This window comes from Nonomuraea sp. NPDC001699, assembly GCF_053596455.1.
This window is the reverse complement of sequence record NZ_JBSFGF010000002.1, coordinates 401,443-428,429: the sequence shown is the minus strand read 5'-3', so window position 1 is coordinate 428,429 and position 26,987 is coordinate 401,443. Positions and strand designations below refer to the sequence as shown.

General features: G+C 70.3%; 27 protein-coding genes and 1 pseudogene. 9 read left to right on the top strand and 19 right to left on the bottom strand.

Translation table 11 applies throughout. From position 1 onward, the window contains the following. Positions 1–133: 133 nt before the first annotated feature. A complete protein-coding gene (locus ACWCSU_RS07495; RefSeq protein WP_449934243.1) occupies positions 134–868 on the bottom strand; it encodes a DUF4352 domain-containing protein in 735 nt (244 codons plus the stop codon). Positions 869–1,431: 563 nt separating this feature from the next. Between ACWCSU_RS07495 and ACWCSU_RS07490 the strand changes: the two genes are divergently transcribed. After that, the gene (locus ACWCSU_RS07490; RefSeq protein ID WP_449934241.1) at positions 1,432–2,055 is read left to right on the top strand and encodes a hypothetical protein; all 624 of its coding nucleotides are present in this window, start codon (positions 1,432–1,434) and stop codon (positions 2,053–2,055) included. A 102-nt stretch (positions 2,056–2,157) separates the two neighbouring features. On the opposite strand, the gene ACWCSU_RS07485 is transcribed toward ACWCSU_RS07490, so the two are convergent. After that, complete coding sequence (locus ACWCSU_RS07485) at positions 2,158–3,408, bottom strand: class I SAM-dependent RNA methyltransferase (protein WP_449934239.1); 1,251 nt, start codon at positions 3,406–3,408, stop codon at positions 2,158–2,160. A 97-nt stretch (positions 3,409–3,505) separates the two neighbouring features. Here ACWCSU_RS07485 and ACWCSU_RS07480 point away from each other — a divergent pair, with 97 nt between their 5' ends. After that, a complete protein-coding gene (locus ACWCSU_RS07480; RefSeq protein WP_449934237.1) occupies positions 3,506–5,146 on the top strand; it encodes an alpha/beta hydrolase in 1,641 nt (546 codons plus the stop codon). Here the strand turns inward: ACWCSU_RS07480 and ACWCSU_RS07475 are convergent. Continuing rightward, entirely contained in the window at positions 5,133–7,178 is a 2,046-nt protein-coding gene (locus ACWCSU_RS07475; protein ID WP_357697964.1) for an APC family permease, read from the bottom strand. The genes ACWCSU_RS07480 and ACWCSU_RS07475 overlap by 14 nt on opposite strands. A gap of 101 nt (positions 7,179–7,279) precedes the next feature. On the opposite strand from ACWCSU_RS07475, the gene ACWCSU_RS07470 reads away from it, so the two are divergent. The 3 genes from ACWCSU_RS07470 to ACWCSU_RS07460 are packed head-to-tail and all read left to right on the top strand — an operon-like array spanning position 7,280 to position 9,017. Next, on the top strand, positions 7,280–7,945 hold the full coding sequence (locus tag ACWCSU_RS07470; RefSeq protein WP_364090144.1) for a potassium channel family protein: 666 nt from the start codon (positions 7,280–7,282) through the stop codon (positions 7,943–7,945). Then, complete coding sequence (locus ACWCSU_RS07465; RefSeq protein WP_357697960.1) at positions 7,945–8,604, top strand: potassium channel family protein; 660 nt, start codon at positions 7,945–7,947, stop codon at positions 8,602–8,604. Before ACWCSU_RS07470 ends, ACWCSU_RS07465 begins: the two co-directional genes overlap by 1 nt. 8 nt (positions 8,605–8,612) lie before the next feature. Beyond that, entirely contained in the window at positions 8,613–9,017 is a 405-nt protein-coding gene (locus ACWCSU_RS07460; RefSeq protein ID WP_357697958.1) for a TIGR03668 family PPOX class F420-dependent oxidoreductase, read from the top strand. On the opposite strand, the gene ACWCSU_RS07455 is transcribed toward ACWCSU_RS07460, so the two are convergent. From ACWCSU_RS07455 to valS, 9 genes and pseudogenes are all read right to left on the bottom strand, one after another. Further along, positions 8,983–9,450 carry an NUDIX domain-containing protein gene (locus ACWCSU_RS07455; RefSeq protein WP_357697956.1) on the bottom strand — a complete coding sequence of 156 codons (468 nt, stop codon included), beginning with the start codon at positions 9,448–9,450 and terminating at the stop codon, positions 8,983–8,985. The genes ACWCSU_RS07460 and ACWCSU_RS07455 overlap by 35 nt on opposite strands. A 293-nt stretch (positions 9,451–9,743) precedes the next feature. Next, positions 9,744–10,078 (bottom strand): annotated as a pseudogene (locus ACWCSU_RS07450) (hypothetical protein). Between the two features lie 88 nt (positions 10,079–10,166). Then, a complete protein-coding gene (locus ACWCSU_RS07445) occupies positions 10,167–10,838 on the bottom strand; it encodes a DUF3159 domain-containing protein (protein ID WP_449934233.1) in 672 nt (223 codons plus the stop codon). Positions 10,839–10,842: 4 nt separating this feature from the next. Then, positions 10,843–11,049: an OB-fold nucleic acid binding domain-containing protein gene (locus tag ACWCSU_RS07440; RefSeq protein ID WP_443151147.1), complete on the bottom strand. Its 207-nt coding sequence runs from the start codon at positions 11,047–11,049 to the stop codon at positions 10,843–10,845. A 282-nt stretch (positions 11,050–11,331) separates the two neighbouring features. After that, positions 11,332–11,970 (bottom strand): DUF3710 domain-containing protein, encoded by a 639-nt coding sequence (locus ACWCSU_RS07435; protein ID WP_357697952.1) that lies wholly within the window; start codon positions 11,968–11,970, stop codon positions 11,332–11,334. A 59-nt stretch (positions 11,971–12,029) separates the two neighbouring features. Further along, positions 12,030–12,470 carry a dUTP diphosphatase gene (dut, locus tag ACWCSU_RS07430; RefSeq protein ID WP_449934229.1) on the bottom strand — a complete coding sequence of 147 codons (441 nt, stop codon included), beginning with the start codon at positions 12,468–12,470 and terminating at the stop codon, positions 12,030–12,032. Beyond that, complete coding sequence (locus tag ACWCSU_RS07425) at positions 12,467–13,021, bottom strand: PaaI family thioesterase (RefSeq protein ID WP_357697949.1); 555 nt, start codon at positions 13,019–13,021, stop codon at positions 12,467–12,469. Before ACWCSU_RS07425 ends, dut begins: the two co-directional genes overlap by 4 nt. 11 nt (positions 13,022–13,032) lie before the next feature. Continuing rightward, complete coding sequence (locus ACWCSU_RS07420) at positions 13,033–14,274, bottom strand: AI-2E family transporter (RefSeq protein ID WP_449934227.1); 1,242 nt, start codon at positions 14,272–14,274, stop codon at positions 13,033–13,035. Between the two features lie 158 nt (positions 14,275–14,432). Beyond that, positions 14,433–16,910 (bottom strand): valine--tRNA ligase, encoded by a 2,478-nt coding sequence (valS, locus tag ACWCSU_RS07415; protein ID WP_449934225.1) that lies wholly within the window; start codon positions 16,908–16,910, stop codon positions 14,433–14,435. A 107-nt stretch (positions 16,911–17,017) separates the two neighbouring features. On the opposite strand from valS, the gene ACWCSU_RS07410 reads away from it, so the two are divergent. Then, positions 17,018–17,302, top strand: a complete 285-nt coding sequence (locus ACWCSU_RS07410) for a DUF4235 domain-containing protein (RefSeq protein ID WP_125646414.1) — start codon at positions 17,018–17,020, stop codon at positions 17,300–17,302. Here ACWCSU_RS07410 and ACWCSU_RS07405 read toward each other — a convergent pair. Genes ACWCSU_RS07405 through ACWCSU_RS07395 form a run of 3 tightly spaced genes read right to left on the bottom strand, consistent with a single transcriptional unit; the run spans position 17,235 to position 21,172 of the window. Further along, positions 17,235–18,668, bottom strand: coding sequence for an alpha,alpha-trehalose-phosphate synthase (UDP-forming) (locus ACWCSU_RS07405; protein ID WP_357697943.1), 1,434 nt, complete (start codon positions 18,666–18,668; stop codon positions 17,235–17,237). The two genes, ACWCSU_RS07410 and ACWCSU_RS07405, sit on opposite strands and share 68 nt — an antisense overlap. A 9-nt stretch (positions 18,669–18,677) precedes the next feature. Further along, on the bottom strand, positions 18,678–20,228 hold the full coding sequence (locus ACWCSU_RS07400; RefSeq protein ID WP_449934222.1) for an FAD-dependent monooxygenase: 1,551 nt from the start codon (positions 20,226–20,228) through the stop codon (positions 18,678–18,680). After that, a complete protein-coding gene (locus ACWCSU_RS07395; RefSeq protein ID WP_449934220.1) occupies positions 20,225–21,172 on the bottom strand; it encodes an MBL fold metallo-hydrolase in 948 nt (315 codons plus the stop codon). The genes ACWCSU_RS07400 and ACWCSU_RS07395 overlap by 4 nt, the downstream gene beginning before the upstream one ends. Before the next feature lie 175 nt (positions 21,173–21,347). Between ACWCSU_RS07395 and paaI the strand changes: the two genes are divergently transcribed. Both paaI and paaK read left to right on the top strand, forming a co-directional pair. Beyond that, positions 21,348–21,716, top strand: coding sequence for a hydroxyphenylacetyl-CoA thioesterase PaaI (gene paaI, locus ACWCSU_RS07390; protein WP_364090313.1), 369 nt, complete (start codon positions 21,348–21,350; stop codon positions 21,714–21,716). After that, a complete protein-coding gene (paaK, locus tag ACWCSU_RS07385; RefSeq protein WP_449934218.1) occupies positions 21,713–23,011 on the top strand; it encodes a phenylacetate--CoA ligase PaaK in 1,299 nt (432 codons plus the stop codon). Before paaI ends, paaK begins: the two co-directional genes overlap by 4 nt. Before the next feature lie 19 nt (positions 23,012–23,030). Here the strand turns inward: paaK and ACWCSU_RS07380 are convergent, their stop codons facing one another. From ACWCSU_RS07380 to ACWCSU_RS07365, 4 genes are all read right to left on the bottom strand, one after another. Continuing rightward, complete coding sequence (locus ACWCSU_RS07380; protein ID WP_449934216.1) at positions 23,031–23,840, bottom strand: hypothetical protein; 810 nt, start codon at positions 23,838–23,840, stop codon at positions 23,031–23,033. A gap of 93 nt (positions 23,841–23,933) precedes the next feature. After that, the gene (locus ACWCSU_RS07375; RefSeq protein ID WP_020542847.1) at positions 23,934–24,233 is read right to left on the bottom strand and encodes a DUF4193 domain-containing protein; all 300 of its coding nucleotides are present in this window, start codon (positions 24,231–24,233) and stop codon (positions 23,934–23,936) included. Positions 24,234–24,574: 341 nt separating this feature from the next. Continuing rightward, positions 24,575–25,843 carry a sensor histidine kinase gene (locus ACWCSU_RS07370; protein WP_449934764.1) on the bottom strand — a complete coding sequence of 423 codons (1,269 nt, stop codon included), beginning with the start codon at positions 25,841–25,843 and terminating at the stop codon, positions 24,575–24,577. Between the two features lie 38 nt (positions 25,844–25,881). After that, entirely contained in the window at positions 25,882–26,535 is a 654-nt protein-coding gene (locus tag ACWCSU_RS07365; protein WP_357697932.1) for a response regulator transcription factor, read from the bottom strand. A gap of 224 nt (positions 26,536–26,759) precedes the next feature. Here ACWCSU_RS07365 and ACWCSU_RS07360 point away from each other — a divergent pair, with 224 nt between their 5' ends. Continuing rightward, positions 26,760–26,924, top strand: coding sequence for a hypothetical protein (locus ACWCSU_RS07360; RefSeq protein WP_357697930.1), 165 nt, complete (start codon positions 26,760–26,762; stop codon positions 26,922–26,924). Positions 26,925–26,987: the final 63 nt, after the last annotated feature.

Below are 26,987 nucleotides of genomic sequence, written 5' to 3'. Positions count from 1 at the left end.
GCCCGTGCCTCCGGAGGCGACCATGGATGCACGATAGACAGCTTCACCCTCCCGAGGTTCCGACAAACCGTCACGATGAGGTCACGCCTTGGCCGGGCGACTGCCGTCAGCGCCCCGCGAGCGGCATGTCGGGTCAGCTGAGGGTCCACTCGCCCTTCTGATCGGCGAAGCCGCTGTCGAGCGCGAACTGGAACCTGACCACCTTCGCCGACTTCGGCACCTCGTACACGATCATGCCCTTCCGGCTGTCGCCGTTGTCGATCGTGGCCAGGCCACCGAAGCCCTGCCCCTCCCGCACGTCCTGGAACGACGACTGGTATTGCTGATCATCGGCATCGATCAGAACCGCGCCGTTCGTCGGCGAGTCGCTGTAGACCGTGGGCCCTACGTTCTTGAGGGTGAGCTGGACGGCGACGAGCCGGTGGCCTGCCCTCGGGGCCTGATACTGGCCCGCTGTCGCCGGATCGACCAGCCTGGTGAGCGTGACGGCCATCTTCAACCCCTCGAACCCCTCCAGGGTGATCGCCTCGCCGAGGCTCGCAGTGGACGGCTCGGCCTTCTTCGGCGAGGCGGTGCTTGGCGCCGGCGTGCCGGCGTTGGGCGAGTCGGCCTCGGTGACGATCCTGTCCCTGCTGGTGCTGTCGCCCAGCACGGCGACGATGGCGGCGCATCCGCCGAGCAGCAGCAGGGGCACCCCGATGACCAGTGCGAGGATGAGGCCGATGTTGCTGCGCCTGGGCGGAGGCGGCTGGGTCGGCTGCTGGTAGCCGTACCCGTGCGGCTGCTGAGGGTGTTGCGGGCCCGAGCCGTGGGGCTGCCGGGGGTTCTGGCCGTACGGGTCGTGCGGCGGCTGGGTCGGGTAGCCCATTGATCAACTCCAGGGGGAAGCGAGCGAGACCTTCGTGTGACGTTCCAGGTATGCATCTAGTTCACGGAGAGTGCACAGCCGATTGCGGAAATCGTCATAAAGGGCGCGGCGACACATGGAAGGGACCCGGGCTCGCCCGGCGGTTCGAGGCCGGCCGGGAGCGACGTACGGGGACATCCGGTTGGTCCTCACGGTGGAGTGCCACTCTTCGCTGCACTGAGCGACAGCCCCACGGAAGGACACTGCCGGCGAATGGGGCTTCACGTTCACGCAGCCGAATGGGCGGCCGCCGAGCTCCGGTGGCCTCAGCAACACCATCGCTATGAAGACACCCGCGCAAAATGATCTATTGACGTTTTTACGCCGTCACAGCCCTCCGAGGCGGGTTGTTGAGATCAAATTCCAACAGTCCACCCGCACAGCCCGACCCGATTGTTATATAGCTAGAATATAGAAGAGCAGCCCTTGTCCGCGTCTCCATCGCTGGTTACGCTCCCATTATCGTGAGACCGAAGGGGAGAGTCGTGCAAAGGCGATTACAATTCATCATTTCGGTAAGCATCATGCCGCTGCTCGCAACAATTCTCACGGGTCAGGCCCCCGTTTCCGCGTCGTCCTCCAAGGAGGCGAAGGCCTGGCGCGCCAGTGGCGCAGAGCAGACCATGGTTCTCTACCGAGGACGACAGTTCACCCTCAAACGCCTCGAACAGACGCTAGGCCAAACACACTGCCACGACTTCGCCGGCGGGCCACTGACCTGCTTCGCCACCGAACGCGAAGCGGACCTCGACCTCCTCGCCAAGGGAGGTTTCTCGCGCACCGCAACGACGACGGCCCAGCGCTGGGGCGCCTCCACGGCACCGCATGTCGCGTCAAAAGCCTCTCTCCCGTCGGGCTGCCACCCCTATGCGAACGGCCGCCTGTACGACGGAAGGAAGGGAACGGGCTCCTCGGTCACCCTGTACTGCGAGTCATATCCCAATCTGAGCACCATCGGCTGGGGCGGGAGAGCAAAATCCGGCATGTGTTACAAGTGCAGTTCTCGCTATCGAATGACTCTGTATTCTCAGCCGGCAATAAGCGGCAGCACACTTGAGATGATGGCGGAGATATCGACCATGATGTCCACCGTCACATTCCAGCTAGGAAAGTTCGTGCAGGCGATCATGTTCCGTGCGAAAAAATGACCGCGACCGAAGCCGAGCCGGGCATCGACTCGGACAGACGCCCCGGCCACCGAGAACCGGTGACCGGGCGTTTCTTGACCAGGCGCTGGTCAGGGCCACAGATCAGCGCTTCACCAGCAGCGCGACGCACTCGACGTGGTGGGTCATCGGGAAGGCGTCGAAGGCCCGCAGATCGGTCAGATCGTAGCCCAGCTCGCCCAGCCACTTGAGGTCTCGGGCCAGCGTCGCGGGGTCGCAGGAGACGTAGACGATGCGTAGCGCCTCCAGCCCCGCGACGCGCTCCACCACCTCGCGCCCGAGGCCCGACCGCGGCGGGTCGACCACCACGAGGTCGGCGCGCTCGATCTGGAACCGGTCGAGCGCCTCCTCGACCCGGCCGCGCTCGACCCTGGCCTGCGGGAGGTCGCGCAGGTTGGCACGGGCGTCGCGGACGGCCGCCGCGTCGGACTCCAGCCCGAACACCGCGCCCTCCGGCCCGACCGCCTCGGCCAGCCCGGCCGCGAACAGGCCGACCCCGCAGTAGAGGTCGAGGGCCCACTCCCCCGGCTCGGGCGCGGCGTAGGCGAGCACCGCGTCGAGCAGCGTCTCGGCCGCCCCCGGGTGGATCTGCCAGAAGCCGCTGCCGGCCACCCGGAACTCGCGGTCGCCCACGTGCTCGTGGAGCACGCCGGAGCCGCGGCGCGGCACCGAGCGGCCCTTGCCCTGGTCGAGCAGGATCGAGGCGGGCGCGTCGAGGTCGGGCACGCTCACGCTGCGCCGCGGACGCGGGGAGACCACCACGGCACGGTCGCCGCCTGCGGAGGCGATGACCTCGACGCCCGCCGCGCCGGGCCAGTCGTGGTCTTCGGCCGCGACCGCCTCGACCTCGGGGTGGGCGATCAGGCAGGCGTCGACGACCTCGATCTCGTGCGAGCGGTGCCGGCGGAAGCCCAGCTCGCCTGCGGGGGTGGCGGCGAACTGCACGCGGGTGCGCCAGCCGAGCCCGTCCTTGGCGCCGGGCACCTCCTCCACGAGGATCTCGCGCTCGATGCCCGCCAGGCGGTGCAGCTGCTCGGCCACGACCTGGGCCTTGAGCCGGCGCTGCGCCTCCAGCGTGGCGTGCTGCCAGTCGCAGCCGCCGCACCGGCCGGGGCCGGCGTACTGGCAGGGCGGGACGACGCGGTCGGGCGAGGGCTCCAGGATCTCCACGGCGTCGGCGCGCAGGAACCGGCTCGTCTCCTCGGTCACGTCGGCGATCACCCGCTCGCCGGGCAACGCGTGCCGGACGAAGACCACCCGCCCTTCATGGCGCGCCACACACCAGCCGCCATGCGCGACCGGACCGACCGTCAACTCCAGAGATGCCTGTTCCACACCCCCACCCTATGGTGAGCCGCCACGGGCGGCGTCCGCGTGCCCCGCCTCGCGCCCCGGACGACCACTTTCCGGACTTGAGTCACTACTGTGGGTGATGATGGACAGGACTCGGGTGGTGCGCCGGCGGCTCGGATTCGGGGGCACGCTGCTGGCCGTGCTGTTCGCCTGCGCCTCGCTGACACCCTCGCTGCTGCCGCGCACGTGGCTGTTCCAGGGCGTGATGGGCGCGGTCACCGGCATCCTCGGCTACGGGGTGGGGGCCGCGGCGGGCGCGCTCGGGCGGGCGGTGATCCCGTACCGGCTGCCGGAGCGGGGGCGGCGGGCCGCCTGGCAGATCATGGTCGGCGGCTGTTGCGGGCTGACGGTCGTGGCGCTGTGGTACAGCATCGACTGGCAGCGCGACGTGCGGGCGCTCATGGGCATGGACACCCGCATCACCTGGTTCCCGCCGGTGATCCTGGCGGTGGCGGTCACGCTGTTCGCCCTGTTCCTGCTGCTGTCCCGTCTCGTACGGCTGGCCGGCCGCAAGCTGATCGACTGGCTCGACCGGTACGTCCCCGCGTACGTGGGCCACGTCGTCGGCGTGCTGATCGTCGCCTCGATGGTCGCGCTGTTCGCCGACGACGTGCTGTTCTCCGGCTTCCTCAGCAAGATGAGCGACGTCTCCTCGGTCGCCAACGAGGGCACCCACCCGGGCGTGCGCAGGCCGGACTCGGCCAAGGTGTCCGGCGGCCCCGGCTCGCTGGTGACCTGGGACTCCCTGGGCCGCGAGGGCCGCCGCTTCACCGCCACCGCCTCCACGGTCACGGAGCTGGCCGCCTTCTCCGGCCGTCCGGCCGCCGAGCCCATCCGCGTGTACGTCGGGCTCGACGCCACCACCTCGCCCCAGGAGCAGGCCGCGGTGGCCGTACGGGAGCTGGAGCGGACGGGCGGCTTCGGCCGTCCGGTGCTCGCGGTGCTCGGCACGACCGGCACCGGCTGGGTCGACCAGCACATCGCCGACTCGCTGGAGTTCATGTACAACGGCGACACCGCCATGGTCGCGGTGCAGTACTCCTACCTGCCGAGCTGGGTGTCGTTCCTGGCCGACAGGCACAAGGCGGCGGCCGCGGGCCGGGCCCTGTTCGAGGCGGTGCGCGCCAGGTGGGACCGGCTCCCGCCCGCCCACCGGCCCCGGCTGCTGGTCGCCGGCGAGAGCCTGGGCTCCTACGAGCTGGAGAACTCCTTCCGCGACCTGGCCGACCTGGCCACCCGGACCGACGGCGCGCTGTTCGTCGGCCCGCCGAACGCCAACCCCGTCTGGAACCACCTCACCGCCCACCGCGACCCCGGAACCCCCATCTGGCGGCCCGTCTACCAGGACGGCAGGACGGCCCGCTTCGCCCAGCACCCGGCCGACCTGTCACGTCCCAAGGGCCCGTGGCCGCTCCCCCGCGTGGTCTACCTGCAGAACGCCACCGATCCCGTCGTGTGGTGGTCGCCCACGCTCATCTACCACCGTCCCGCCTGGCTGGAGGGCGAGCGCGGGCCCGGGGTGAACCCGCAGATGAACTGGTTCCCGCTGGTGACGTTCTGGCAGGTGCTGGTGGACATGACGGCGGCGATGTCCGTGCCGCCCGGCCACGGCCACCGCTACGGCGCCAACATCGTGGACGGGTGGGCCGCCGTCGCCGCGCCGCGCGGCTGGACGGCGTCCGACACCTGGCGGCTGCGGACGCTGGTCAGCGCGCCTTGATCTCGCCTTCGTCCTTGACGGTCTGGTGCCAGGGACGGCGCACCGCGCCCGGCGCGTACGGCTCGGGGCGGCCCTTGAGCCGGTCGGAGGAGTGGAGCTGCCAGGGCACGCTGGTCACCATGACGCCCGGCTTGAACAGCAGCCTGGCCTTCAGCCGCAACGCGCTCTGGTTGTGCAGCAGGTGCTCCCACCAGTGGCCGACGACGTACTCGGGGATGAAGACGGTGACCACGTCGCGCGGCGAGCGGCGGCGCAGGGTCTTGACGTAGTCGAGGATGGGCTGGGTGATCTCGCGGTAGGGCGAGTCGAGCATCTTGAGCGGCACCGGGATGCCCAGCCGCTCCCACTCCTCCTGGAGCCGGCGCGCCTCGTCGCCCTCGACGCCCACGGTGATCGCCTCCAGCGAGGAGGGACGGGTGGCGCGGGCGTAGGCGAGCGCGCGCATGGTGGGCTTGTGGATCTTGGAGACGAGCACGATCGCGTGGTTGCGGGCCGGCAGCATGGCGGGCTCGTAGTCGTCGGTGATCTCCAGCTCGGCCGCGACCTTGTCGTAGTGGCGGCGGATGCCCTTCATCATGAGGAACAGCACCGGCATCGCGATGACCACGATCCACGCCCCGACCAGGAACTTGGTCAGCAGCACGACGATCAGCACCAGGCCGGTCATGATGGCGCCGAAGAAGTTGATCACACGGGAGCGGTGCATCTGGTGGCGGACCTGGCGGTCGGTCTCGGTCTTCAGATGACGGGTCCAGTGGATGACCATGCCGATCTGGCTGAGCGTGAAGGAGACGAACACGCCGACGATGTAGAGGTTGAGCAGCCGGCTGACGTCGGCCTGGAAGCCCCACAGCAGCAGGCAGGCGCCGAGCGCCAGGATGATGATGCCGTTGGAGAAGGCCAGCCGGTCGCCGCGGGTGTGAAGCTGGCGCGGCAGGTAGCGGTCCTGGGCGAGGATCGAGCCGAGCACGGGGAAGCCGTTGAAGGCGGTGTTCGCGGCCAGGAACAGGATGAGCGCGGTCACCGCGGAGATCACCACGAACGGCAGCGAGCCGCCGCCGAACACCGCGTCGGCCACCTGGGAGATGATCGGCTGCTGGTAGTAGCCGTCGCCGACCGGCGTGCCGTCGGGCCTGAGCAGGTCGTGGGCGACGACGCTCGGCTCGGCCACCCGCACGCCGGAGGCCAGCCCGAGCGCGATGATGCCGCCGAACATGGTGATGGCGATCAGGCCCATCATGAGCAGGGTCGTGGCGGCGTTCTTGCTCTTGGGCTTGCGGAAGGCGGGCACGCCGTTGCTGATGGCCTCGACGCCGGTCAGCGCGGCGCAGCCGGAGGAGAAGGCGCGCAGGATCAGGAAGGCCGCGGCGAAGGAGGCCAGGTTCGCCTGCTCGGGCCGGATGGAGAACCCGGCGCTGGGCGCCCGAAGCTCGTCGCCAAACACCAGCAGCCGGATGCCGCCCCAGGCGACCAGGCCGATCACCGCGAACATGAACGCGTACGTGGGGACGGCGAAGGCGGCGCCGGACTCGCGGATGCCGCGCAGGTTCACCACGGTGAGCAGGATCACGATGATGATGGCGATCGCGGGCCGGTGGTCGGCCACGAACGGGATGGTCGCGCCGACGTAGTCGACGCCGTTGGCCACCGACACGGCGACGGTCAGCACGTAGTCGACCATGAGGGCGCTGGCGACGGTGAGCCCCGCGTTCTTGCCGAGGTTGGTGGTGGCCACCTCGTAGTCGCCGCCGCCGCTGGGGTAGGCGTGCACGTTCTGCCGGTACGACGCCACGACCGTCAGCATCACCACCACGACGGCGACGGCGATCCAGGGACTGTAGGAATAGAACGAGACGCCCGCCAGCGACAGGATGACCAAAATCTCCTGCGGGGCGTAGGCCACCGAGGACAGAGCGTCACTGGCGAAGACCGGCAGGGCGATGCGTTTGGGCAGGAGTTGCTCGTGGAGCTGCCCGCTTCGCAGGGCGCGCCCCACGAGCACGCGTTTGACAAGATCCGTTACCTTCGCCACGTAACGAGATGCTAGCCGCATGCCGATGCCCTAAACGCGGCGCTCCCCCATCGGGCCATACTGGTGTCGAGCAACCGGCCGACCGCGAAGTGCGGGGGAGTATGCATATAGTGATCATGGGATGCGGCAGGGTCGGTTCGACCCTCGCCCACATCCTCGAGGACAGCGGCCATTCCGTCGCCATCATCGACCGCGACCCGCAGGCGTTCCGCCGCCTGCGCGCGGGGTTCCGGGGGCGGCGGGTGACCGGCGTCGGCTTCGATCGCGACGTGCTCACCGAGGCCGGGATCGAGTCGGCGACCGCGTACGTCGCCGTCTCCAGCGGCGACAACTCCAACATCATCTCCGCGCGGGTGGCCCGCGAGACGTTCGGCGTCGACAACGTGGTGGCCCGCATCTACGATCCCCGGCGGGCCGAGGTCTACCAGCGGCTGGGCATCCCCACGGTGGCCACCGTCCGCTGGACGGCCGACCAGATCCTGCGCCGCATCCTGCCCGAGGGCGCCGAGCCGCTGTGGCGCGACCCCACGGGCACGGTCGTTCTCGCCGAGGTCGCCACCAACCCGGCCTGGATCGCCACCCGCGTCGTCGACCTGGAGAGCCGGGCCGGCGCCCGCGTGGCCTTCATCAACCGCATGGGCGAGGCCCTGACCATCACGGACGAGACCGTGGTCCAGGAGGGCGACCTGCTCCACGTCATCGCGGCGGAGAACGACATGGACCGGATCAACAAGGTGCTCGCCGCGGCGCCGGAAGAGGACGACTGATGCGCATCGCCATCGCCGGCGCGGGCGCCGTGGGCCGTTCCATCGCCTCCGAGCTGCTGGAGAACGGCCACGAGGTCCTGCTCATCGACGTCGACCCGCGGGCGATCAAGATCGACAGCGTGCCGCGCGCCGAGTGGCTGCTCGCCGACGCGTGCGAGATCGCCTCGCTCGACGAGGCCGGGCTCAGCAACTGCCACGTCGTGGTGGCCTCCTCCGGCGACGACAAGGTCAACCTCGTGGTCTCGCTGCTGGCCAAGACCGAGTACGGCGTGCCGCGCGTGGTGGCCCGCATCAACCACCCCAACAACGAGTGGCTGTTCAACGAGTCGTGGGGCGTCGACGTCGCCGTCTCGACGCCGCGGCTGCTGAGCGCCCTGGTGGAGGAGGCGGTCAGCGTCGGCGACCTGGTGCGGCTGATGACGTTCCGCCAGGGCCAGGCCAACCTGGTCGAGCTGACCCTCGCCGAGGACGCGCCGGTCGTGGGCCAGCGCGCCGGGTCGGTGCCGTGGCCGGTCGACTCCGCGCTGGTGGCGATCCTGCGCGAGGGCCGGGTGCTGGTGCCGACCGCCGACGACCCCCTGGAGGCCGGCGACGAGCTGCTGTTCGTGGCCAGCCAGGAGGTCGAGGAGGAGCTCGCCCACCTGCTCTCCCAGCGCTGAGCCCGGTCTTGGACGCCGCCCGCGCCCGCTCGCTGTTCGCCGGCGCCCGCGTCGCCCGCCTGGCGACGGCCGACGCGGGTGGGGTGCCGCGTCTGGTGCCCGTCACCTTCGCCGTCCTGGGTGACACCGTGGTGTCCGCCGTCGACCACAAGCCGAAGAGCACGTACGACCTGAGACGGCTGCGCGACATCCGGGCGAACCCGCGGGTCAGCCTGCTCGCCGACCACTACGAGGACGACTGGACCAGGCTGTGGTGGGCCCGCGCCGACGGCACGGCGACCGTGCACGAGGACGGCTTGTGGGCCTTGGAATCCCTGGCCGACAAGTACCACCAGTACCGCGACCGGCCGCCCGAGGGGCCCGTGATCGTGGTCGCGGTCAGTCGGTGGTCGGGGTGGGCGTACTCGGGATGAGCAGGTCGCGGTGGGCGGCCTGCAGGCCCTCGGGCAGGTCGTCGGGGGCGACCCAGCGGGCTTCGAGGATCTCCAGCGGGTCGATCCTGAGCGTGCCGCCGACGAGCACGGCCTCGTAGGCCACCTCGGCCCGCAGCCCGAACCCGCTGCGCACGCGCAACAACCGGCCCGTGCGCACACTCAGGCCGGTCTCCTCGAACACCTCGCGCTCCACCGTGCCCTCGAAGGTCTCGCCCCTCTTGGCGAACCCCGTGGGGAAGCCCCATTGCCGCCCTTCCTGCCACAGGCGGTGGCGCAGCACGAGCACGCGTCCGTCGGCGTCGCGTACGAGGCCGGTGACGCCGACCATGAAGGTGGCATGGGTCAGCCACAACACCCGCCAGCGAACACGCCCGCCCAGCGCCTTCCACACCCACGCCACCACCCGACCCACCCAGTTCCCCCTCACCCCATCCAGGCTCCCACGCCCCCGAACCCCCCGAACCCTCCTGCCGCCCACAACCCCCACGACCTGGCCCCTGCCCGGCCGGCCCGCGGTGTTGATGGTGGCCACCAGCCCCAGCTCGGTCGCGGTGAGAACGAACGTGGCCGCCCCGCCCTTTTCGCCCCCCTGCGGCGACCTTCAGCGGCGCTTCGGATGGGATGGAGGTCCGCACGGCCCCTCGCCTTAGCAGCACGCAGGCGCCCTTGCCCGTGGAGCTGCGAGCATCCTGGCGGGCCAAGAGGTCAGAGGCGGTGGATCCCGCTCTGGTCGACGTCCAGGTCGAAGGGGACGGTCAGCTTGAGCCTGTCGTGGTGGATGCCGGTGAGCGCGTAGGCGCGGGTGGCGGGGTCGCGCTCGTAGACGTAGACGACGGGCTCACCGGGGGAGCGGCTCCGCGCAGGCCGGCAGCGAGAAGGTCGACGATCACCGCGTGAAAGGACGCTTGAGCACGGGCGAAGACCAGGCTTCCGTCGATCAACTCGGTGTGCGCAGGCAGATCCGGAAGGTCATCGAGGTCTTCTGCGACGAAGCCTCCCGGCGGCGGGAAGACCCAGTCGGGCAGCGAGGACGTGGTCATCTCCAGGCTCACTGCTTCGGCTGTCGTGCGTCAACGCTCGTAAGGTGCCAGGTGCCTGGTTCGGTGACCGGGAGCAAGCCCCGGCGGGTCAGGCCGGGGCGACCGGGGGCTTGATGGGGGTGCGGCCGCGGCCGAGGAGCCAGAGCATCGCGGCCAGGGCCGCCACCTGCAGGGGCCAGCCCATCACGATCTTGGCGAGGCCGAGCGCGGCCACCGCCTGGTCGCCGCCGCCGAACAGGTAGACCGGGCCCTGCACCGCCACCCGCACCACGCACGGCAGCATGAGCAGCCAGGTCAGCCGCGTGCAGAGACGGACGATGCCCGCGTCTTTGTGCCAGCCCACCGGGTCGTTGGTGACCGAGCCGATGAGGAAGCCCACGACCGGCCAGCGGGTGACGATGGACAGCAGCATGCCCACCGAGTACGCGCCGTTCCACAGGATGCCGGGCAGGAAGTAGTCTTTCGCGTCGCCGGAGCGGCTGGCGAAGAACGCGCCGATCGCGATGCCGATCAGGCTGTTGATCACGAACTGCGGCGTGGACCGCTGGATCACCCGGGCCAGCAGGAGCAGCACCGACAGCGAGATGCTGATGATGAGCGACTTCTTCAGGTCTTCGGTGAAGATCCACGACAATGTGAAGGCGATCGTCGGCACCGCGGCCTCGATGATGCCGCGGACGCCACCGAAAGCCTTGGCGAGCTGGGCTCGCACCGCCGCCTCGACGGTCTCGTGCGCGACCTCTTCCGCCTCAGCACTCACCTGATCAACTCCCTGGGCGCAGTTCGTATCGCGGATTGAACATCACTTTGCGCCCGTCCTGCATGCTGACCAGGCCCTCGGCCTTGACCGTGCGGCCCGGCTCGATGCCGACGATCTTGCGGCGGCCGAGCCACACCAGGTCGATCACGTCGGACCCGTCGTACAGCTCGGCCTCCAGGGCGGGAGCGCCGCCCCTCGGACGCAGTGTCACCGTACGTAGCGTACCCGCTACACAGAATCTGCGGCGCCCGCCACACGACACGATGGGCGTCGCGCCGACCTCGTCGGCGTCTTCCCGCAGTTCCTGGGCCTCGATCTCGGACTGGGTCGTGGCCAGCCGACTGAAGAAGCCCCGCAATCCCCCGCGTTTCGGAGGCTCTGCCGTACTCATGATGGTTCAGCCTATGTGATGGTAAGCCGTCAGCGAATAGCCGATGGGGGGTCTTGGGAATGTCGCCGGACGGGCCCGGGCGAGTGCCCGCAAATGTAACACTCAGCGGGTCTCGCTGATTTCCGGACCGCGCTTGAAGGGGCTGAACGCCGGCCGTTCCTCCTGCTCCCCGGCCTGCCGCTCCTGCGGACGGCTCAGCGTGATGGGCTCCTCGCGGGTCATCGGCTCGTCGCCGCGCACGACCACGACGTCCTTGACGAAGTCGATGAACGCCCCGGAGACCCGTTCGTCGAAGGCTCCCGGGCCGGTGATGGCCGCCAGGAGGAACCAGCGCGGGCCGTCGACGCCGATGTAGCGCGCCGCCCTGGTGCCGCCTTCCATGGCGACCTCCCCGGCCAGCTCGACGCCGAACGGGCCCTCCCGCTCCTCCAGGGTCTGGGCCTGGGCCATGATCTTGGTCCTGACCTCGTCCCACAGGCCGGCCGAGCGTGGCGCGGCCAGGGCCTGGAGCTGCAGCGAGCTGTCCTCGTACAGGACGACGACGCCGACGTGCTGGTCGCCGAGCGAGGCCAGGCGCACGTCGAAGTCGGGGTTGTGCGGCAGCCGCAGGCCGCCGAGGTCGATCCTGTCGGTGTCGGGGTGGGGCTCGTCGGCGTCCCACGGGCCGGACTCACGGGTGGGGGCCGCCGACTCCTGCTCGGCCACCGCTTCCGGCTGCTCACGACGACGACGTCGGAACACGTTCCTCACTCTCCCTGTTCGCGGGGCCGTGGCCCCAGGCTTCTTCCCGGACCGCCGCTTCAGCGGCCCGTCGATCCGAATCCGTTGGCGCCGCGCACCGAGCCGGGCAGGCGTTCGACCTCGTAGAAGGCCGCGCGCTCGACCCGCTGGACCACGAGCTGGGCCACCCGGTCACCTCGCCGCAGGCGGAACGGCTCCTTGGCGTCGGTGTTGATCAGCGTCACCTTGATCTCGCCCCGGTAGCCGGCGTCGACCGTGCCGGGGGCGTTGACGAGCGTGACGCCGTGGCGGGCCGCCAGGCCGGAGCGCGGGTGCACGAACGCGGCGTAGCCGTCGGGCAGCGCGATCGCGACGCCGGTGCCGACCACGGCCCGCTCGCCCGGCAGCAGCTCGACGTCCTCGGCCGCGTAGAGGTCGGCGCCGGCGTCGCCCGGGTGGGCGTAGGACGGCACCGGCAGCCCGGTGTCGAGCCGCTGGATGAGGACCTCCACGTCGCTCACGGGTTCACCTCGAAGTCCTGGTGTTCGGCGGCGATCGCCGCGAGATCGCCGTGCTCGGCGAAGTGTTCCATGCTCACCTCGATGAACAGCGCTGCCGCGCGGACGGCGACCGGTCCGTCGGGAGCGCCGATGCGCCCCTCAGCCTCAAGGTACGCCTTCCTGCCCGTGATCCCGTTGCACCAGGCGCGCAGGTGGAGTGTCGTGCCCACGGGAACGGGGAGAAGGTAGTCGGTCTCCAGCCGTGCCGTCACATAGGGCTTGTGGAACAGGTAGACGGACATTCCGATGACCTCGTCCATCGCCGCGGCCAGCACGCCGCCGTGGGCGAGCATCGGCGCGCCCTGGTGGGCCTCCCCCACGGTGAACTCGGCCTCGACCGTGACGCCGTCGGGCGTGGCCGCCTTCAGGTGCAGGCCGGTCGGGTGGCCGTGGCCGCAGCCGAAGCAGCGGCTGTAGTGGGAGCCGAGGGAGCTGCCCGGCGCCGGGGCGCCGGGATGGGCCGCGGGCGCCGAGGCGTCCGGCGGCGGGGTGGTGAGGGAGGAACGCGTCACGGGTGACGAGGTTACTCGCTGCGGCCCCCGGACTCGCCCTCGACACCGGATCGGTACCGCCCGGCCTGCCCCACGTCATCACCCTCCGACGGCCCGCCGGGCGCGGACGGCGGCTCCTCGGCGGGACGCCCGCCCGCCGGCGCGTCGCCGGACGGCGGCTCCCCTGCCGGGGGCCCGTGCTCGGGCGGGGGCGGGAGGGCGGGCGGTTTGTGGCGCAGCTCCGGCAGCGCCCGGTAGATCACCGCCGCGACCGGCACGGCCACGGCCGCTCCGGCGATGCCCGCCAGGATGCCGCCCACGGACAGCACCAGGATGATCGCCAGCGGGTGGAAGTTGAGCGCCCGGCCCACGATCAGCGGCTGGAGCACGTGGTTCTCCAGCTGCTGCTCGACGATGAGGATGCCCAGGAAGATCAGCGCGTAGACCAGGCCCTTGGCGCCGAGGGTGACGAGGGTGGCGACGGTGCCGGCGAAGAAGATGCCGACGATCGGGATGAAGCTGGCGAAGAAGATCAGCACGGCCAGCGGCGCCCACAGCGGCACCCCCATGCCGGCCAGCACGATGCCCATGATCAGGCCGTGCACGGCGGCCACGGCCACGGTGCCCTGGACGTAGTGGGAGAGCGTGGTCCAGGCCGCCCGGCCCGCCCGGTCGACCCGCGGCGACATCGAGCCGAAGGCGCGCAGGAACCACGACCAGATGCGGTCGCCGTCCTTGAGCAGGAAGAACGTGACGAAGAGCAGCAGCACGATGGACGCGAGCACCTCGATCGCGACGGCGCTGGCCGACAGCACGGTGCCGGTGATGGCGGTGCGCTGGGCGTTGACCATCGTGGCGATCTCGTCGACGTACCCGGTGATCTGGGCCTGCTTCAGGTGCAGCGGGCCGGTGATCAGCCACTCCTGGACCGAGCGCGCGGTGGCCTGCACCTGCGTGACCAGGTTGGGGAACTCCTCGCTGGCCCGCGCCCCGACCAGCCAGCCGGTGCCGGCCAGGACGGCCAGCGCGACCAGCATGGTCAGCCAGGTGGCGTAGATGGGCCGCAGGCCCGCCCGTCGCAGGCTCTTGGTCAGCGGGAACAGCAGCGCGGTCAGCAGCAGCGCGATCGCCACGGGCAGCGCCACGAACGTGAGCCGGGCGATCGCCTGGACGAAGAAGTAGACGACCACGCCGACGAGGATCAGGCACCCGCACCATGCGGCCATCTTGGCCAGCACGGGCGGTACGAGTGTGGTGGGGCGGTCGATCTGCACGTGTTCAAGACTGGCACGTCCGCGCCGAGGATGCGCACCGATAAAACGCCCGGGTACCGAAGTGGCCCGCCCAGGCGGCGACACACCGGGCCCGGCGACGCCCGCCGGGACGGTGAGGGACCTGGCCCCTCACCGTCCGAGGCGGGCGCCGCCGCGGTTCAGCCCAGGTGCACCTCGACCGTCAGCTCGTCGCCGCCGGTCAGGACGAACTCCTCGACGTTGCCCGCCGCGCACAGGTCGTCCTGGGCCTGCCGGACGAGGTCGGCCTCGGGACCGGAGACGGTCAGCCTGGACACCTCGGCCCGCATCGACGACTTGGCCTCCGACTTGGCCTTGCGCATCCGCCGCAGCACCTCCGAGGCCACGGTCAGCACCGCCGGATCGCCCGTGCCGCGCTCGGGGGCCGGCCAGGCGGCGCGGTGCACCGAGCCCTCGCGCCACCACGACCAGACCTCCTCGGTCACGAACGGCAGCACCGGCGCGAACAGCCGCAGCAGCGTGTCGAGGGCCTGCCGCAGCGCCGCGTGCGCCGAGGCGGCGGCCGGCCCGGACTCGTAGGCCCGCGCCTTGACCAGCTCCAGGTAGTCGTCGCAGAAGGACCAGAAGAACCGCTCGACGGCCTCCAGGGCGCGGGTGTGGTCGTAGGACTCGAACGCCTGCGTGGCCTCGCGGGCCATGTCGGACAGGGCGGCCAGCATTGACAGGTCGATCGGCTCGGTGACCTCGCCCTCGCTGCCGGCCAGGCCGAGCACGAACTTCGAGGCGTTGAGGATCTTGATCGCCAGCCGCCGGCCGATCTTGAGCTGGCCCACGTCGAACGTGGTGTCCACGCCGTAGCGGCCGTTCGCGGCCCAGTAGCGGACCGCGTCGGAGCCGTGCTGCTCCAGCAGGTCGAGCGGGGTGACCACGTTGCCCTTGGACTTGGACATCTTCTTGCGGTCGGGGTCGAGGATCCAGCCGGAGATCGCCACGTCGCTCCACGGCAGCGCGTCGAACTCCAGGTGGGAGCGGACCACCGTCGAGAACAGCCAGGTGCGGATGATCTCGTGCGCCTGCGGCCGCAGGTCGTAGGGGGACACACGCCGGTAGAGGTCGTCGTCGGTCGCCCAGCGGCCGGCGATCTGCGGCGTCAGGGACGAGGTCGCCCAGGTGTCCATGACGTCGGGGTCGGCCATGAAGCCGCCGGGCACCCCCCGCTGCTCCTCGGTGTAGCCGGGCGGCACGTCGGAGGACGGGTCGACCGGCAGCGACTCCTCGACCGGCAGGATCGGCGCGTCGTGGACCGGGTTGCCGGACTCGTCCAGCGGATACCACACCGGGAACGGCACGCCGAAGAACCGCTGGCGGGAGATCAGCCAGTCGCTGGTCAGGCCCTCGACCCAGTTGTCGTAGCGCACCCGCATGTGCGGCGGGTGCCAGGCCAGCTCGCTGCCGCGCTCCAGCAGCCGGGCGCGCAGCGCCTGCTCGCGCCCGCCGTTGCGGATGTACCACTGGCGGGTGGTGACGATCTCCAGCGGCTTGTCGCCGCGTTCGTAGAACTTCACCGCGCGCTGCACCGGGCGCGGGTCGCCGTCGAGGTCGCCGGACTCGCGCAGCAGCTCCACGATGCGCTCGCGGGCGCTGTGGACGGTCTTGCCGGCCAGCTCCTTGTACGGCTCGGCGTCCACGCCGTCGGGCGGCTCGGGCAGCAGCCGGCCGTCCCAGCCGATGACCGGCCGGGTGGGCAGGTGCAGCTCACGCCACCAGGTGACGTCGGTGATGTCGCCGAACGTGCAGATCATCGCGATGCCGGACCCCTTGTCGGGCTCGGCCAGGTGGTGGGCCAGGATCGGCACCTCGACGCCGAACAGCGGCGTGAGCGCGGACGTGCCGAACAGCGGCTTGTAGCGCTCGTCGTCGGGGTGGGCGACCAGCGCGACGCAGGCCGGGATCAGCTCGGGCCGGGTCGTCTCGATCCAGACGGGCCCGCGCTCGCCGTAGAAGGAGACGCGGTGGAAGGAGCCGGGCCACTCGCGGTCCTCCAGCTCGGCCTGGGCCACCGCGGTGCGGTAGGTGACGTCCCACAGCGTGGGCGCCTCGGCGAGGTAGGCCTCGCCGCGGCCGAGGTTGCGCAGGAACGCCCGCTGGGACACCGCGCGCGACTCGTCGCTGATCGTGGTGTAGAGCAGGTCCCAGTCGACCGACAGGCCGACCCGCCGCCAGACCTCCTCGAACGCCTTCTCGTCGATGGCGGTGAGCTGGTGACACAGCTCCACGAAGTTGCGCCGCGAAATGGAGATCTCACGTTTGCCGGGCTTGTCCGGTGGAACGAAGTCGGGGTCGTACGGCAGCGACGGATCGCAGCGCACCCCGTAGACGTTCTGCACCCGCCGTTCGGTGGGCAGGCCGTTGTCGTCCCAGCCGATGGGGTAGAACACCGACTTGCCGATCATCCGCTGGTAGCGGGCCATGATGTCGGTGTGGGTGAAGGAGAAGACATGACCGACGTGGAGGGAGCCGGACACCGTGGGCGGCGGCGTGTCGATGGAGTAGACCTGCTCGCGCGGCCGGGTGCGGTCGAAGCGGTAGGTGCCCTCCTCCTGCCAGCGAGCTACCCATACCTGCTCCAAGCCGTCGAGGGTCGGCTTTTCCGGCATGGATGCATGGCGTAGTCGCTGTTGAGTCATGCCTCCTTATGGTACGGCTTCGGGGGGACGGCAAGCGTTAGAGACTAGTGTTCGTTACATAGGGGAAGGGAGTTGGCATGGCGGAGGACAAACCCGACATCGCCTGGCGTGTCATCGGTGGTCTGGTGGGCATGGCGACCGCTTGGGGGATGAGAAAGCTGCTCGGGTTCGTCTGGGTCAAGGCGACCGGCAAGGAGCCGCCACTCGACGACGACTCGCCCGAGGTCAGCATGGGTGAGGCGATCGGTTACGCGATCCTCACCGGCGTCGGGATGTCCGTGGCGCAGATCGTGGTCAACCGGACCGCCAAGAAGCGTTACGACGCGTGGAAGTCTGTGAAGCAGGTGTCTCAAGGGCACTGAGGAACTCGCTCGCCCAGCGGTCCACGTCGTAGGTGGCCACCCGGCGGCGCATCGTGCGCATCCGGCGGGCCAGCTCGTGCGGCGTGGCCCGCATGGCGGCGATCATCTGGCGCTTGACGTCCTCGATGTCGTACGGGTTGACCAGGTACGCCTGCCGCAGCTCGTCGGCCGCCCCGGTGAACTCGCTGAGCACCAGGGCGCCCTGGAGGTCGTGGTGGCAGGAGACGTACTCCTTGGCCACCAGGTTCATCCCGTCGCGCAGGGGCGTGACCACCATGACGTCGGCCGCCAGGTAGAGCGCGGCCAGCTCGTCGTGGCCGTAGGACTGGTGGAAGTACTGGATCGGCTGCACCCCGATCTGGGCGTGCTCGCCGTTGATCCGGCCCACCTGCAGCTCGATGTCGTCGCGTAGTTTGCGGTACTCGTCCACGCGCTCGCGGCTCGGGGTGGCGATCTGCACGAAGACCGCCTCGTTCGGGCGCAGGCTGCCGTCCTTGAGCAGCTCGCCGAACGCCTCCAGGCGCTGGCCGATGCCCTTGGTGTAGTCGAGCCGGTCCACGCCGAGCAGCACGTGCTCCGGATCGCCCAGCTCGCCCCTGATCTCCTTGGCCCGCGCCACCACCTGCGGCTCGCGCACCAGCGAGTCGAGCTGCCCGAAGTCCACCGAGATCGGGAACGCCTGCGTGGTCACCACCCGGTCGTCGAGGAAGATCTCGTTCCCCTTGTACGGCAGCCCGAGCAGCCGCCGGCACAGCCTGCGGAAGTTCGAGGCACCGCCGGGAAGCTGGAAGCCGACGAGGTCCGCGCCGAGCAGCCCCTCGACCAGTTCCTTGCGCCAGGGCAGCCGCCAGAACAGCTCCACGGGCGGGAACGGGATGTGCAGGAAGAAGCCGATCCGCAGGTCGGGCCGGAGCCGTCGGAGCATCGCGGGCACGAGCTGGAGCTGGTAGTCCTGCACCCAGACGACGGCCCCCTCCTCGGCGGCCTCGGCGGCGGCCGCGGCGAAGCGTTCGTTGACCGAGCGGTAGGTCTCCCACATCTCCCGCTCGAACACCGGCGGCGCCACCACGTCGTGGTAGAGCGGCCAGAGCGTGGCGTTGGAGAAACCCTCGTAGTAGAGCTCGACCTCGCGGGCCGACAACGGGATCGGGATGAGGCTCATGCCGTCCTGCTCGAACGGTTCGAGCTGCTCGTCCGGCGCGCCGTGCCAACCGGCCCAGGCGCCGTGGCGGCGCTTCATCACGGGCGCTATGGCCGTCACGAGCCCCCCCGGGCTCCTGCGCCACGAGGCCGTTCCGTCTGGCTCGATCGCGCGATCGACCGGCAAGCGGTTCGCGACGATAAGAAACGAGCTACGGCCGGTCACGCAGTCCTCCTAGGGCTCAGGTAGAGGAGAGCCGCAGGCGCGGCTCACGGCGGCCGCGACCTCGTCCGGCCCCCCGCGGGGAATGATCGCGGCGATGTGGGCATCTGGCCTGATCACCCATGCTTCGTCCGGCCGCGCGCCCAGTCTTTCGGCGAGCGAGCCGGACGCATCCATCTCCGTGAGCTCGCGGACGGCGAGCGGTGCCGTAATGACCTTGCCCAAGACCTGCACAAACAAACGCGAATCGCACATATCGCCCAACAGAACGAGGAAACCGTCCCGGCAGAACTCGCGCAGTCTGCCCTTCGCCAGCGGCACGTCCGGCAGGATCACCCCGGGGGCCGGCTCGCACAGCGCGCCCTTGGGCGGACGGCCCCGGAACGGCCGTTCCGGCTCGGGCGTGGTGAGCGGCGAGTCGACGTACCAGTAGGGCTCGGCGAAGCGTCCCGAATCGACCTCGGCGACCAGGCCGCCCTCCAGCACCTCCCGCCGTCTGGCCCGGTCCCGGACCGTCCGCGGCGCGAGGAAGCGCATGGTGGCGGCGGTGACCTCCAGGTTCTCCAGCGCCGCCGCGTGCCGCTCGACGTGGTACGACTCCAGCAGCTCGGGCCCGGCCCAGCCGTTGAGCGCGAAGGCCAGCTTCCAGGCCGCGTTCTCGGCGTCGGGTACGCCGGAGTTGAGCCCGCGGGCCCCGAAGGGCGCCACCAGATGGGCGCAGTCGCCCGCCAGCAGCACCCGCCCGACCCGCATCCGGGACGCGACCCGCGAGTGGAACCGGTACGTGCTGTGCCAGATCACCTCGTACGGCCGATCCCCAATGATTTGCCGGATTTTCTGCGAAATATCATCTTTTGTTGGGATGAAGTCCGGCGCGATCTGCCAGTCGATCCGGTACGTCCCGTTCGGGCAGGGATGGATGAGGACCTGGCGGCCCGGGTTCCACACCGGGTCGAAGTAGAAGCGCCGCTCGTTCTCCCAGCCGGGCAGCTCCGCTCGGATGTCGCAGATCAGGAACTGGTCGTCGAACGCCTCGCCGTCGAAGGAGACGCCGAGCGACCGGCGTACCTGCTGGGCCCGCGCGCCCGCGCAGACCAGCACGTAGGGGGCGCGCAGCAGCCGCTGCCCGCACTGGACCTCGACCCCGGCCGGGTCCTGGACCAGCCCGGTGACCTCGTGGTTCCAGCGCACCTCGATCAGCGGCTGGTCGGCGATGACCTCGTCGAGCAGCTGCTCGGTGCGGGCCTGGGAGATGTTCACGCAGGGCGGCAGCGGGCCCTGGCCGTCGAAGGACCAGGAGAACAGCTCGCGGTCACGGTAGTAGGTGCGGGCCGTGGTCCAGGCCAGCCCCTCCTCCGCCACCCGGCCCGCGCCCGCCGCGGCCCAGATGTCGAGCACGTCGCGCTGCTGGCAGATCGACTTCGAGCCGCCGCCGTCGCGGGCCTGGCGCCGGTCCAGCACCAGCACCCGGATGCCCCATCTGGCCAGCAGCAGCGCGGCGGTCTGGCCGACCGGGCCCGCGCCGACGACGATCACCTGCGGCACGGACTCCCCGGGTCTCATGACTGGAGCTCGTCCCACACTTCGCGGTCGCGTTCGGCGGTCCAGATGCGCGGACGTTCGACGCCGTGGAGCTCGTCCCAGAGGCGGGAGACGTTGAAGGGCAGGCAGTGCTCGAAGATGGGCCAGCCGCCGTAGCGGGGCGCGAGGGCCCGGTGGGTGCGCTCGAACGCCTCCTTCAGCCCGCCCGCCGCGCCGACCTCGCGCAGCATCACGGTCAGGAAGTCGCGGCTCTGGGTGATGGCCGCCTCGACCGCGGTCTTGCCGTGGGCCACCGCTCCCCTGCCGCCCACCAGCGTCTCGGCCCCGAACGAGGCGACGCGGTCGAGCGTGCCGGCGGCCCATTCGCGGTGGAAGGCGTCGCCGGTGTAGAGCGCGGCCTGCGACTCGACCAGGTCGCCGGCGAACAGGATGCGCTGTTCGGGCAGCCAGGCCACCAGGTCGCCCTCGGTGTGGCCGCGCCCGCAGTGGGCCAGCACCAGGTCGCCCCGGCCGCCGCCGAGGTCGATGGTGAAGGTGTCGCTGAACGTGGCACTGGGCCAGGTCAGGCCGGGGATCGAGGCGGGGTCCTTGAACAGGCGGGGCATCCGGGCGTACTCGCTGGCCCAGTCCTGCTCGCCGCGCTCGGCGATCAGCTCGCGGGTCTTGTCGTGGGCCACGATGACGTCGGCGCCGAACGCCGAGGCGCCCAGCACCCGGACCGCGTGGTAGTGCGAGAGCACGAGGTATCTGACCGGTTTGCCGGTGTGCTCGCGCAGCCTGGCCAGCCAGTCGGCGGCGGCCGTGGGCGTGGCCAGGGCCTCGAAGCAGACCAGGAAGTCCTCGCCCTCGATCGCGCCCACGTTGGGATCGCCCTCGGCGGTGAGCGCGTAGACGCCGTCCGCCAGCACCTCAAGGGACTGCCGCTTCTCACCGAGATCCGCCGACGAGGCGAACGGCTTGCTCATCGTCTCTCCTCACGCGCCGAGGCCGACCCGCTGATGAACCAGGACATACCCCACAAACGGCCCTTACCGCTCCACCGCGCCGGCCCTCCCTTGACAGTGCTCGGCAGGACGGTGAAGTGTTTACCGAACATTCGGTCAGTAAGCAAGGGAGACCTGTGTGGAGAGCGCGCGTCGCATGATGGACGCCGACACCGCCTCCGCCGCCCTGGGCATCGAGCTGGTGGAGCTGGCCGAGGGCCGCGCGGTGTGCCGGATGGCGGTGACCGGCCAGATGATCAATGGACACTCCCTCTGCCACGGCGGCTACGTCTTCCTGCTGGCCGACACCGCCTTCGCCTGCGCGTGCAACACCCGTGGCCCGGTGACCGTGGCGGCCGGGGCCGAGATCACCTTCGTCGCCCCCGCCCACGAGGGCGACGTGCTGGTGGCCGAGGCGGCCGAGCGCACCAGCTACGGCCGCAGCGGCATCTACGACATCACCGTGCGCGGGGCCGGCGGCCGGGTGGTCGCGGAGTTCCGCGGGCGCAGCAGGGAGCTGAGATGAGGCCCGTCCCCCCGCCGTCCCCCGAGGAGCTCGACCCGGTCGAGCGCGTCTCCAGGGACGAGCTCATGGCCCTGCAACTGCGACGCCTGCGCTGGACGTTGGCGCACGCCTACGACAACGTGCCGCTCTACCGGCGCAAGTTCGACGAGCACGGCGTCCGCCCTGACGACTGCCGGAGCCTGGACGACCTCGCGCACTTCCCGTTCACCACCAAGGAGGACCTGCGCGAGTCCTACCCGTTCGGCATGTTCGCCGTGCCGCGCGAGCAGGTGGCGCGGATCCACGCCTCCTCGGGCACCACGGGCAAGCCCACGGTCGTGGGGTACACGCGGGCCGACCTCGACGTCTGGGCGCAGGTGATGGCCCGGTCGATCCGGGCGTCCGGCGGGCGTCCCGGCGACGTGGTGCACGTGGCCTACGGCTACGGGCTGTTCACCGGCGGCCTCGGCGCCCATTACGGGGCCGAGCGGCTGGGCTGCACCGTCGTGCCGGTCTCCGGCGGCATGACGGCCCGGCAGGTCCAGCTCATCACCGACTTCCGGCCCAGGGTCATCATGGTCACGCCGTCGTACCTGCTGGCGCTGCTCGACGAGTTCGCCGCGCAGGGCCTCGACCCGCGCGAGAGCTCGCTGGAGATCGGCATCTTCGGCGCCGAGCCCTGGACCGAGCGCATGCGCGCCGAGATCGAGGAGCGCTTCGACCTGCACGCCGTCGACATCTACGGCCTGTCGGAGGTCATGGGCCCCGGCGTGGCCAACGAGTGCGTCGAGACCAAGGACGGCCTGCACGTCTGGGAGGACCACTTCTACCCCGAGACCGTCGACCCCTTCACCGGCGAACCGGCCCCGGACGGCGGCGAGCTGGTGTTCACCAGCCTCACCAAGGAGGCCATGCCGGTCATCCGCTACCGCACCCGCGACCTGACCAGGCTGCTGCCCGGCACGGCCAGGCCCGCCTTCCGCCGCATGGAGAAGGTCACCGGCCGCACCGACGACATGATCATCCTGCGTGGCGTGAACGTGTTCCCGACTCAGATCGAGGAGCTCGTGCTGCGCGTGCCCGGCCTGTCGCCGCACTTCCAGCTCCACCTGACCCGGCCGGACCGGCTCGACGTGCTCACCGTCAGGGTCGAGGCGCGGCCGGGCGCGACCGCTCGTGAGGAGGCCGGGCGCGCGCTGCGCCACGCGGTCAAGGCGGGCGTCGGGGTGAGCGTCGAGGTCGAGGTCGTGGACCCGGAGACGCTGGAGCGGTCGGTGGGCAAGCTCAAGCGCGTGGTGGACGACCGGGACGTCTGAGCCGTCCCGGTGCGCCGGACTACGGCGTCAGCTCGTCAGGGGGAGCCTGCGGCGGCAACGACGGGCCCTTGAGGCGCAGGTCGGCGCGGATGGCCTTGCCGAGCTTGCCGGTCGCGCCGCGGTTGAGCGCGCCGCCGGCGACGGCCCCGGTGAGGAAGGGGCCGAAGGTGGTCAGATGACGCCCGAGCGTACGCATGAGGCGGTTGCGAAGAGCGGCCTTGGACGCCGCGCCGAGCGCGAGCGAGACGGATGCGGGGGCGAGGGGGTCGATGCCGCGCTGTTTGGCCCAGGCGGAGGTGAAGGCGAAGGCCCGCTGGGTGCCGGTGCCCTGGACGCGGACGCCGTAGACCTCGTGCAGCTCGGCCAGGAGCTTGACCTCGATCGCGGCGACGACGATGGTCTCCGCCACGAGCTGCGCGGGCGCTGAGAGCAGGAGGGGTGGTGCGGCGAACTGGGCCGCCGCGAGTGCTCCGCCGATGGCCCCGACCGTCATGGTGGCCTTCTGGGCGGTGCGCACCAGGTCGTCGGCGAGCTCCTCGCCGGTGAGGCCGTGATGGTGCTCCGACAGCGTGTGCAGGTCGCGGATGGGGATGCGGGGCGCGATGCTCAGGAAGACCTCGGCCAGCCAGCGACCGCGGCCCGCGCCGCTCGCTCGTGCCTTCTTCGCCCCTGTGGCCAGGGACTTCGCCAGTCGGCCGAGCAGCCTGCGCCGCTCGGCCGGCTCCAGCTCACCCGGCTGGGTGAGCCGTACGACGAGCTCGCCGACCTCCTTCTCGGGGTCGGCGCTCCCGTCGTCAACTTGCCGGTCGTCCTTATCAGGTTCGGCCACGCGATGCCTCCGTCCACTTGGTCACGACCGCTCAGGGCAGGCGGGCTCGGTCGTTCCTTGGGTCCCTCACCCTGAGCTCCTTCGCTCCAGCGGTCAGGCGGCGCACTCCCGGCAGACCTGCTGGCCGTTCTTCTCGGAGGCCAGCTGGCTGCGGTGGTGCACCAGGAAGCAGCGTGAGCAGGTGAACTCGTCGGCCTGGCGGGGAATCACCCGCAGGGAGAGCTCTTCGTTCGACAGATCCGCGCCGGGCAGCTCCAGCGACTCGGCGAGGTCGGTCTCGTCGATGTCGATGCTGCCGGACGACTTGTCGGTACGCCGTGCCTGGAGTTCTTGGAGGCTGTCCTCCCCCAGGTCGTCGTCTGTCTTTCGCGGGCTGTCGTAGTCGGTAGCCATTGTGCTTACTCCATCCCCCTCATCTATATGTCTTCGCGCTCATCGCGCGTCTTCTAACGTCCGGGAGGCCCATCTTGTGCCCGTTCCGTCGGGGAGATTTTCCATCGGTACCCCGCACGAACGGACAACGAACCTCCCAACACGTCCGGGCCTGCCGCCGACGGCAATGGTTAGCCAAATATGGCGAAACCCACAGCCTTGGCGTCATGCACCACCGTGTTCGACGGCACATCCAACCACATGTACGGCGAGAACGAGACGCCCCCACTACATCAACACGCGGACGAACACACCGGAACGTCACCCCGTCAGCGCCCCATGGCCCACACAGGGGCGCTCGATCAACGTGTCGGAAGCCGAATCGTCACCACAAGTCCTCCGCCATCTCGTGGCACAGCGGTCACGTTCCCACCGTGTGCCTGCACGACCGCACGGACGATGGACAGCCCCAGCCCCGAGCCCTTGGCCGATTCCACGCGGTCGGCGTGGAGCCTCCTGAACGGCTCGAACAGGCTGTTCACCTCGTACGCCGGGACGTGCTGCCCCGTGTTGGCCACCTGAACAACCAGCCCCCCGTCCGCCATTCCCGTTCGGATCCAGACTTTTCCGCTTTCGGGAAGGTTGTACTTGAGGGCGTTCTCCAGCAGGTTGCCGACCGACCGCTCCAGAAGCACCGGGTCGCCCACGGTAGGCGCGCTGACCAGTTCGGCCACAACGGTCACGCCCTGTTCCGCGGCGAAGGGCGCGAGCTGTTCCATGGCCGTCTGCGCGACTTCCTGAACGTCGAGCGGTTTGCGCACCGCGAGTTCGCGTTCGCTCCTGGCGAGCAACAGCAACCCCTCGATGAGCTTCTCGTTACGCGCGTTGACTTCCAGCAACGTACGGCCGAGCGCTTTGAGATCCTCCGACGCCTCCGGATCCGACAGCGCGATCTCCAGGACGGTCCGGTTAATCGTCAACGGCGTGCGCAATTCGTGGGAGGCGTTGGCCACGAATCTGCGCTGGGTGTCGAAGGCGACGTTGAGCCGGGTCAGCATGGCGTCGAAGGTGTCGGCCAGCTCCTTCAGCTCGTCGTTGGGGCCGCGCAGGGCGATGCGCTGATGGGCCAGCGTGCTCTCCGACAGCTTGCGGGCCGCGCTGGTCATCTGGGCGACCGGCCGCAGAGCCCGGTCGGCCACGAAGTAGCCGATGATGAGCGCGAGGATGCCGACCCCGGCCAGCGCCATGAACGAGCTGCTGAACAACGCGTCGCGGGCGCTGCTGACGGCCCGCCCCTTGGCCAGGGTCCACCGGTTCTGCATGATGGCGGCGTCGAGGGGGTCGAGGTCGTCGGTGATCAGGTCGGGCCAGGCGTTCTCGATCGACCTGCCCACGATCGAGTAGACGACGAACAGCAGCACGGCCGCGGCGGCGAACACCAGGGCGCTGTAGGTGAGCGTGAGCCGCCACCGGATGCTGACCTTGGCCGGCAACCCCTTGACACGTTCCAGGGGGCTGCGGACGGGCGTCTCGGAGCCGGGCGGGGGCGGGCCGTCCCAGGCCGGCGGCCCGCTCGGGGGTGGCGCCTCCTGCACGCGCGTCGCCTTCCTGGCCGAATGGGGGCTGATCATCGGATGCGTCGGCCCCGCCCCGCCCTCTGGCCGTTCACTCACAACTTGTACCCAACCCCGGGCACGGTCTCGATCACCTGAGGCTCGCCCAGCTTCTTCCGCAACGTCATCATGGTCACCCGGACCACGTTCGTGAACGGGTCGATGTTCTCGTCCCACGCCTTGTCCAGCAGGTCCTCCTGGCTGACCACCGCGCCCTCGGCGCGCATCAGCTCCTCCAGGACCGCGAACTCCTTCTTGGTGAGCACGATCTCCTTGCCCTCGCGCTCGACCAGCCGCTTGCCCGGGTCGAGGCGGATGCCGGCCCGCTCCAGCACGGGCGGCAGCGCGGGCGCGGAACGCCGGCCGAGCGCGCGCACCCGGGCCACCAGCTCGATGAACACGAACGGCTTGGCCAGGTAGTCGTCGGCCCCGAGGCCGAGCCCCTCCACCTTGTCGTCCACGTCGCCGGAGGCGGTCAGCATGAGGATCCGCGAGGCCGAACGCTGCTCGACCAGCCTGCGGCACACCTCGTCGCCGTGCACGACCGGCAGGTCGCGATCGAGCACGATGACGTCGTAGTCGATGTAGGAGGTGCGCTCAAGGGCGCCGCCGCCGTCGTAGGCGACGTCGACGGCCATGGCCTCACGCCTCAGCCCGGTCGCGATCGCGTCGGCGAGCACCCGCTCGTCCTCTACAACCAGCACTCGCACGCCTGGTACACCTCTTTCCGGTTCCGGTGCCTCATTCTGCCTACAGGCTCGATAAGCGCACGGTAAGGCATGTCCAGGGGTGGACCGGGCAGGGGCCGCGGAAATTCATGTTTCAGAGGGCGATAACCCGGGGTATGCCGTCGGGACACCCATTGCCCGGACATCCACTGGCAATGGGGTCCACTTCACCCCGCACGGATCGAACCCCTGAGAGAGTAGGTGAGATGGGCGAGTTCACCACCACGATCGAACGCCGCCTCGACCAGGCTTACAAGGGCCTCACCGAGGCCCGTTGCACCGGCGACGACTACCTCGCCGACACCCTCACCGCCGAGATCGAGGACCTGCGCCGCCTGGCCGACGATCACGGCATCCCGCTGCCGCGTTAGACAGACGTGTGCGACGGCCGGGGCCCATGGGGTCCCGGCCGTCCCGTCATGCGCGCCGATCCG